This is a genomic window from Polynucleobacter sp. 35-46-11 (assembly GCF_002281105.1).
This window is the reverse complement of sequence record NZ_NCFJ01000672.1, coordinates 1-1,181: the sequence shown is the minus strand read 5'-3', so window position 1 is coordinate 1,181 and position 1,181 is coordinate 1. Positions and strand designations below refer to the sequence as shown.

Sequence of the window (1,181 nt, the reverse complement as noted above, 5' to 3'; positions counted from 1 at the left end):
AGGTAAGGTGGCAGGTCCCGCAGCGAAATTGAAAATGCGGCGGTCAAACGTCATAGTGAATTAATTAACCTTGTATGAATGCCAATTAGGCATCACCAGTTTCATCAGAATTGGAGTCAACTGCTGGATCAGCGGCTACATCCTCGCCCTCTTCACCATCATCCAAGTCATTCTCATCATCAGAATCGCTTTCAGCAATACGCTGCAGGCCAGATAAACGAGTGCCTTCATCAACGTTGATCAAAGTGACGCCTTGTGTGGCACGCCCCATTTCACGAATCTCTGAAACACGTGTGCGCACTAAGATGCCGCCAGTAGTAATCAACATGATTTGATCTTCAGGAGAAACCAGAGCAGCAGCAACTACTTTACCGTTACGTTCAGTTGTTTGGATTGCGATCATGCCCTTAGTGCCACGGCCATGACGAGTGTATTCACCAATCGGTGTGCGCTTACCAAAACCATTCTCAGTGGCAGTCAGCACGCTGCTTGGAATAGCGAGACCATTCTCATCAACAACAGTAGCCTCAACACCTTCGGCAGCTTCAGCCGGAGCAACTAACATGGCGATGACTTGATGACCTTCACCCAAGTTCATACCACGTACGCCGCGCGCTGTACGACCCATTGGACGCACATCATTCTCGTCAAAGCGCACTGCTTTACCAGCGTCAGAGAACAACATCACATCATGCTGACCGTCAGTAATAGCTGCACCAACTAAGAAATCGTTTTCATTTAAATCAACGGCAATAATTCCAGCCTTACGTGGATTGGAGAAGTCAGACAACCGCGTCTTCTTCACGGTACCCAGGCTTGTTGCCATAAAGACGTAATGATCATCTTGGTATCCCTTGATTGGGAGAATTACCGTGATCTTTTCGCCCTCAATCAATGGGAACATATTGACGATTGGCTTACCGCGTGAGTTGCGGCTGCCTTGTGGAACTTCCCACACTTTGAGCCAGTACATACGTCCACGATCAGAGAAGCACAGAATGATGTCATGTGTATTCGCAACGAAGAGTGTTTCAATCCAGTCTTCATTCTTAGTAGCTGCAGCTTGCTTGCCACGACCACCGCGTTTTTGCGCACGGTATTCACTCAGAGGCTGGCTCTTCATATAACCAGTGTTCGAAAGCGTGACCACCATATCTTGCGGAGTGATCAAGTCTTCTGTG

At 48.2% G+C, this 1,181-nt stretch carries 1 protein-coding gene; it reads right to left on the bottom strand.

The annotated features are described in order from the left end of the window. Nucleotides 1-85: 85 nt before the first annotated feature. Nucleotides 86-1,181 (bottom strand): DNA gyrase C-terminal beta-propeller domain-containing protein (locus B7Y67_RS18655; protein WP_293599912.1); only part of this gene is annotated, 1,096 nt, incomplete at its 5' end.